6 protein-coding genes are annotated in these 6,098 nt (G+C 54.7%); all 6 read left to right on the forward strand.

The genetic code is table 11. The features are described 5' to 3' along the window. On the forward strand, positions 1-1,199 hold a 1,199-nt coding region (locus tag VGK48_20970; GenBank protein HEY2383655.1), incomplete at its 5' end, for a hypothetical protein. A gap of 24 nt (positions 1,200-1,223) precedes the next feature. Next, entirely contained in the window at positions 1,224-2,333 is a 1,110-nt protein-coding gene (gene menC, locus VGK48_20975; GenBank protein ID HEY2383656.1) for an o-succinylbenzoate synthase, read from the forward strand. A 151-nt stretch (positions 2,334-2,484) separates the two neighbouring features. Continuing rightward, a complete protein-coding gene (locus tag VGK48_20980) occupies positions 2,485-3,282 on the forward strand; it encodes a TIM barrel protein (protein HEY2383657.1) in 798 nt (265 codons plus the stop codon). A gap of 229 nt (positions 3,283-3,511) precedes the next feature. Next, positions 3,512-4,573, forward strand: coding sequence for an aminotransferase class V-fold PLP-dependent enzyme (locus tag VGK48_20985; GenBank protein HEY2383658.1), 1,062 nt, complete (start codon positions 3,512-3,514; stop codon positions 4,571-4,573). A 7-nt stretch (positions 4,574-4,580) separates the two neighbouring features. Next, complete coding sequence (locus VGK48_20990; GenBank protein HEY2383659.1) at positions 4,581-5,810, forward strand: amidohydrolase/deacetylase family metallohydrolase; 1,230 nt, start codon at positions 4,581-4,583, stop codon at positions 5,808-5,810. Positions 5,811-5,847: 37 nt separating this feature from the next. After that, positions 5,848-6,098: amidohydrolase (locus tag VGK48_20995; protein HEY2383660.1), on the forward strand; the 251-nt coding region annotated here is incomplete at its 3' end.

Genomic DNA, 6,098 nt, shown 5'->3' on the forward strand with positions numbered 1-6,098 from the left:
GCGTCTCCATTCAGCGCCCTAGCGGCGACCCAAGAACGGCTTTTTCCCTTAGCCAGGGCCCCGGCCCGGTCAACTACACTATTCTGCCCAACGGGACATCACCGTTTGTGGGAACGAACTATAGCGCCCGGAATGCGACACGCTATGACCCGTCGCTCAGTAATCCTTACGCGATGAATTGGAATGCGACGCTGCAGTATCAGTTTCGGCCGACCTGGATGGCGGAGCTTAGCTATCAGGGTTCAGCCGGCGTCGGTTTGCTCGAGCAATGGGACAGCAATACGATTCCGTTGAATATCTCGAGTAATCCTGCCACGTTAAATCGGATCTGTCAAAATCAGCAGGCTAATAAGCCGTTCCCTAACTATGGATCGATTTATATGTGGAGCAATTTTGGTCATTCGACGTATCACTCAGGCACCATCAAGATCGAGAAACGAACGTCCTTTGGATTGACCATGACTTCGTTCTATACGCGTTCCAAGGCTATCGACGACTGCGATAACGATGGGCTCTGTACGGGCATCACGTATTACAACCGCAGTTTGGAGAAAGGCCGAGCAGGCTTTGACGTAACTAATCGGTCGGTCACTTACTTAACTTACGACCTTCCCTTTGGGCGGAGTAGAAAGTGGATGACTGGCGGGGGTGTCAAGGATTACATACTGGGCGGATGGAATGCCTCAATCATACAAACATTCCAGAGCGGGCTGCCCGTCACCTTTACATTGAATGCCACCGGCGCGACAACGGCGGCAGGCAGCCCGTATCCGTACTTGCCTGGAAACGGAGCGCTTAGACCGGATCAAATCCTGCCGAATGAGCAGTTGATCGTCCAAAATTGGACGATTGGAGACCGGTTCAATAACAACCTGAAAAATGCTATGTGGAATATTAATGCGTTTTCGAATCCTGGTGCTTTTACGGCTGGGACACTCGGCAGGAACACCATCGACGGCCCAGGCCTAAACTGGACGCAAACCTCGCTCGCCAAGAACATCACTATCAAGGAGCGGTACGTATTCCAGGTGCGCTACGACATTAACAACGTTTTCAAACAGCCTAACTTCGTGAATCCGAGTTCCGTCGTGAACCTCAAGAGTCCAAGCCTGTTCGGAAAGCCTACCGCGACACAGGGCGGGTGGTGCTGTCTGGGAGGCCAGTTTGTCAGCACTCTTGCGCTCAAGTTCAGCTTCTGATTGCAGGGATCGGACCACTCGATTTTGAAAATTGACGAAATTACTTTTACCCACGTTCGTATCCCTCTCATCGAACCCTTCAGAATCAGCTCTGGTTGTGTGTCGGTCAAGGAGGGAATTGTTGTCGCCCTTCATTCCGACGGCTTGGTTGGTTTCGGGGAATCATCTCCCATGGGCGGCAGTTTCTATTCCGCCGATACTCCGGAGAAATGCTGGACGGAATTATGTGCGCGGGTTGCGCCGGCGATTGTCGGGCACAGTTGTGAAACGCTCGATGAATGGAACCGGGCATTGGACGAAGTGCAAGCCGGCAATTTCACCAAGACCGGCGTGGAAACAGCACTTTGGGACTTGTTCGCGAAGATGCAAAACAAACCTCTGCATCGCTTACTCGGCGGAAATAGAAACACGGTCGAGTCCGGTCTGGCAGTCGGATTGTATGACGATATTGACCATACCCTCTCCGTAATCGAACGTTATCTCGAGAGCGGCTATCGCAGAGTGAAGTTGAAAATCGAGCCGGGCCGCGATGTGGCGATAGTAGAAGCCGTCAGGCGTGCGTTCGGCGATATTCCTTTGTTCGTGGATGCAAATGGCGCCTACACCGCCGCGCAAGTGAATGTTTTTCGCGAGTTGGATGAATTCAATCTGATGATGTTCGAGCAGCCTTACCCAGGCTCTTTTCTCGAAGAATTGGCGGAGCTGCAGGACCGGGTTCAGACGCCGATTTGCTTAGACGAGAGCCTCGAGACCGTAGAACAGCTTCTCGAGGCGATCCGCCTTGGCAGCTTCCGAATCGCAAATTTCAAAATCCAGCGTGTCGGAGGATTTCATCACGCTCTAGAAATGGACCGGGTCTGCCGCCAGCATGGCATCAAAGCATGGGTCGGCTCCATGCCGGAGCTCGGTATCGGCCAGGCGCAGGGAGCCGCTCTTGCGACTCTCGACAATTTCACTTATCCGACCGATGTGGAAGCAAGCGACCGTTGGTTTCGGGATGATATTATTTCGCCTCAGCTCCAGGTTCGAGGAGGCTGCATTCAGTTGCCGGAGGATCCGGGCCTCGGATGGAAAATCGATCGAGAAAAGATGCTTGAGTATGCAATAGCTTCCAGGACCTTTTCAGAGAACTAAAATGACCAGACGCGTTTTTGTTGCTTCTCTAGCCGCGACGATTTCTTCCGCCGCCGGCCGCTTGCCGGCTAACCGAAATATTAAGTGGGCGCTTAGTGCCGGTCTTTGGTCTCACTATCCTTCAGAACCGATTACGGAAATACTCGATGTCATGCGCGATACCGGATTCATCGGTGTGCGGCTCACGGGTTTTCCCGGCATTCTGAAGACGTATAGTTTGACTGCGTCACAGCTTGAACGCGAAATATCGCGGCGTAACCTGCAGGTTGCGACGATTTCGTTCGGCGGACGGGTGAACGATCCATCGCAACACAAGCAGGTGGTTGCTAAGGCGAGAGAGGCGATGAACTTTCTTAAGGGATTCGGCGCTAACCACCTGGTAGTCTTTCCGCCGGAGCGCGTTTCCGAAGGCCACGATGTCGATAGGGCGTTCAGAGCAATGTGCAAAGGATTCGATCTAATCGGTGAAGCTGCCGGTGAAATGGGTTTCCAGGCAGGCGTTCACAATCATCTTGGGGAGATGGTACAAGGTCCGGAAGAGGTTGACAAATGCATGCAGTTGACTGACCCTAAATTATTCAACTTCGCCCCGGATACCGGCCATTTACGCCTCGCCGGTTGTGATGTCGTAAGAACATTCAATAAGTACCGGAATCGGTTGGTATTCATGGATTATAAGGATGCTCGCTGGACGCAGCCCGCAGCCGATCTGGTTCTACCCAACGGCAAAACTCATAAAAAGGATTCGTCGGATGCGAAGTTCTTCGAGAGTATCTACGATCTGGGCGACGGCGACATCGATTTTCCTTCCTGTCATCGCATTTTGAAAGAAATAGGCTACAAGGGCTGGATCTGCGTCGACCTCGATCGAACTCGCAACGGCCCGCTTGCGAGTTATAAACGGTGTGGCAAGTACATTGTCGACCGCCTGGAGCCAATATACTCGTAATTTGCCGGAGCATGAAATGAACGAATTTTTGAATCGCCGTTCCGCATTGAAATGGGCGGCCGCTCTGCCGATCCTCGGGGCTTTCGCGGCCGAGACGCTTTGGGAAAAGGCTCGCGCTGCGGTGGGCAAGAGACCTGCCGGAAATATTTATAGCCGGCTTGGAGTACGGCCCTTCATCAACGCTCCCGGAACTTGGACATATCTAAGCGGGTCGCTCGAACTTCCGGAGGTGCGCGCCGCAAAGCAAGAGGCCGCGCGGTACTTTGTAGATATCTTTGAGCTGCAACGAGCAGCAGGCAAGCGCTTGGCGGAACTCTCAGGGGCTGAATCGGGCATGGTGACATCGGGTTCGGCGGGTGCGATGGCCTCCGCCGCCGCAGCTTGCATGGCGGGCACTGATCCAGCCAAAATCTGGCAGCTTCCGAATACGACTGGGCTAAAAAACGAAATCGTCATGTTTGGCGGGCGCAGCGCTTTCGATAGCGCCCTGCGACTGACCGGCGCCAAGTTGGTTGTCACTCATACGTCCGAAGAGCTGCAGTCTGCCATCGGCCCCAACACGGCGATGATCTACACCACACGATTGGGAGAAAGCCTCGAGAAGGCGATCGCAATTGCAAAACAGTCACAGGTCCCGCTACTTCTGGACGACGCCGCCGGAATTCCTCCGATCGAGAACCTGCGGCTCTACGCCAAGATGGGCGTCGATTTGTTTTGCTTCAGCGGGGGAAAGGGTCTAGGCGGACCGCAATGTTCAGGGCTGCTGCTTGGCAGAAAGGATTTGATCGAGGCCGCGCTCGCGAACACCAGTCCGTGGGAAGGTGCAATCTGTCGTGCTATGAAAGTCGGCAAGGAAGAGGTCATGGGTTGCCTGGCGGCCGTGGAAGCTTGGACGAAATATGATCTCGAAGCCCTCAATAGCGAATGGAATCGGCGTGTCAAACGAATTGCCGCAATAGTTGAAACAGTACCCGGGGTAACCACCAGTGTCAAAATTCCAGACGGCGGGAATCGCTACCCGACGCTCACTGTTAGTTGGGACGAGAGCGCGTGGAAGTTTGGTGTTGCGGACTGTGATCGTGAGTTGCGGAATGGGGAGCCGCGGATCGAAGTTTTGACAGATTCCAACCCGAGCCTTGTCCCCGCGGTGAAAGAAGGCGATCCGAAGGCTCCCCGCGAGAAGAACAAACTGCAGATCATATCGATGACCATGCAGACTGGGGAAGAGATGATCGTTGGGCGCCGGCTTCGGCAAATCTTAACAACTGCGCGAGCAAATGCGAAGGCATGAAACGGGAATGCGGCTGTTCTTCCAATTGGTTCTCGCGCTGCCGCTGGTGGCCCAGCCGCACTACGATCTTCTATTGAAAGGCGGGCATGTCGTCGACGCCAAGAGCCATCTTTCGGCAGTACGCGATGTCGCCATCGCCAATGGCCGGATTGCCGCCGTTCTCGAGAATATTCCGCCGGCGGAAGCGCGGAAGACAATCGATGTTTCCACTCTCTACGTCACGCCCGGCCTGGTGGACATGCACGTCCACGTATTTGCTTCCAGTATGGGCCGCGAATATACCGGGGAAGCTTGTGTACGCCCGGATGGGTTCACCTTTCGGAGCGGCGTTACCACGGTCGTCGATGCCGGAAGTTCCGGTTGGCGTAATTTTGGGGTGTTTCGCGACGAGATCATCAATAAGGTGCAGACTCGCGTTTTCGCCATGCTCAACATTGTCGGCAGCGGCATGGGCGGCCGTAAAGACGTGGAACAGAATACCAGCGACATGGATCCGAAGCGAACCGCGGAAGTTGCCAAACGCAATAGCGACCTGGTTGTGGGCATCAAGGTGGCCCACTACGCCGGGCCGGAATGGATTGCCGTTGATCGCGGAGTCGAGGCGGGAAAGCTAGCCAACGTTCCGGTGATGGTCGATTTCGCAACGTTTCGTCCCGAGCGGCCATTCCAGGATTTGGTGCTCAAGCATTTGCGCCCTGGAGATATCTATACGCACACTTATCTTTCCGTTGTGCCGATGCTCGACGAGGACCATCGGCTCTTGCCCTATCTCTTCGAGGCCCGCAAACGGGGCATTATCTTTGATGTCGGCCATGGTGGCGGCAGCTTTTCCTTTCGGCAGGCCATCCCTGCGATCCGGCAAGGTTTTGCTCCCGACTCGATCTCCACCGATCTGCACATCGAAAGCATGAATGCCGGCATGAAGGACATGCTCAACCTGATGTCGAAATTTTTGAATATGGGCATGTCGCCTGAAGATGTCATCGCTCGTGCTACCTGGCATCCGGCCCGTGAAATTCATCACGAAGAGTTGGGGAATCTCTCGGTGGGCGCACCGGCTGACATTGCCGTCCTGCGGTTGGTCCATGGCGATTTCGGGTTTGTCGATTCGGCACGACTCCGGTTGCGCGGCAACCAGAAACTGGTCGGCGAATTGACGCTGCGCGAAGGGAAGGTTGTATGGGATCTGAACGGAATCACCAGTAAAGATTGGGACGATGACGGAAAGCAACAGTAGGCGAGCGTTCCTTGCGAAAGCAAGCGTTGCTCTTGCCTTGGCAAAAACCGAGAAGCTGATCATTGACACGCACCTGGAAGTCTGGACGTTCGACCCGAAGTTTCCCTTCCATCACCCCGAACGGCCGGAATTGAAACGTGTCGCGGTGGAAGCGCCGGTCGAGAATCAGGTTACCGACATGCAGGAATTCGGCCTGCGCTATGCGGTGCTCATCACGCCCCGCTTTTATGGATGGGACAACTCGTACACCAGCCACTCATTGCGGCGGTATGCGAACCTATTCGTCGC

The organism is Terriglobia bacterium (assembly GCA_036496425.1).
In the GTDB taxonomy this organism is placed as follows: domain Bacteria; phylum Acidobacteriota; class Terriglobia; order 20CM-2-55-15; family 20CM-2-55-15; genus 20CM-2-55-15.